Here is an 897-nt window from a genome sequence, read left to right as displayed (position 1 = left end):
GCGCATGGCAGCATCGAGACGATGCCGATCGGGCCGAAATCGATCTGCGACGGACTGATGTCGCGACGGCCGGGCGATGCGCCGTTCGCGGCGGTCAAGACCGCCGGCGTTCGCGGCATCACCGTCGATGATCAATCGGTGCGCAGCGCCATGCGGATCGCCTTCGAGCGGATGAAGCTGGTGCTGGAGCCGTCAGGGGCTGCGTCGCTGGCGGCGCTGCTCGGCGGCAAGGTGGATGTGGCGGGCAAGACCGTCCTTGTTGTGGCAACCGGCGGCAATGTCTCGCTCGCCGATTTTATGGCGCATATGAACCATGCTTGAAGCGGATTTCGTCATCATCGGCTCCGGCTCGGCCGGCTCGGCCATGGCCTATCGCCTGTCGGAGGACGGCAAGCATTCGGTCATCGTCATCGAATTCGGCGGCAGCGATATCGGGCCGCTGATCCAGATGCCGTCGGCGCTGTCGATCCCGCTCAATATGAGCCTCTACGACTGGGGCTTTGCCAGCGAGCCGGAGCCGCATCTCGGCGGTCGCGTGCTGGCGACGCCACGCGGCAAGGTGATCGGCGGCTCGTCCTCGATCAACGGCATGGTCTATGTGCGCGGCCATGCCCGCGATTTCGACCACTGGGCCGAAGAAGGTGCAACGGGCTGGGGCTTCGCCGACGTGCTCCCCTATTTCAAGCGCATGGAGGACAATGACGGCGGCGAGGACGGCTGGCGCGGTCACAGCGGGCCGCTGCATGTGCAGCGCGGCTCGCGCAAGAATCCGCTCTATGGCGCCTTCGTCGAAGCGGGCCGCCAGGCCGGTTTCGAACTGACCGACGACTACAACGGCGCCAAGCAGGAAGGCTTTGGGCCGATGGAACAAACCATCCATGGCGGCCGCCGCTGGTC

General features: G+C 65.8%; 2 protein-coding genes. Both read left to right on the top strand.

Features of this window, described 5'->3' with window-relative positions; all coding sequences use genetic code 11:
- On the top strand, window positions 1-321 hold a 321-nt coding region (locus AC1DX0_RS36510), incomplete at its 5' end, for a pyridoxal-phosphate dependent enzyme (protein ID WP_477359440.1).
- The coding region (locus AC1DX0_RS36505; RefSeq protein WP_477359437.1) for a GMC family oxidoreductase N-terminal domain-containing protein at window positions 314-897 on the top strand (584 nt) is incomplete at its 3' end. The genes AC1DX0_RS36510 and AC1DX0_RS36505, both read left to right, overlap by 8 nt.

It is taken from the genome of Mesorhizobium sp. P3_A9 (assembly GCF_056402975.1).
Note: the sequence above shows the minus strand (reverse complement) of the source record. Positions and strands in the feature narration are given on the sequence as shown.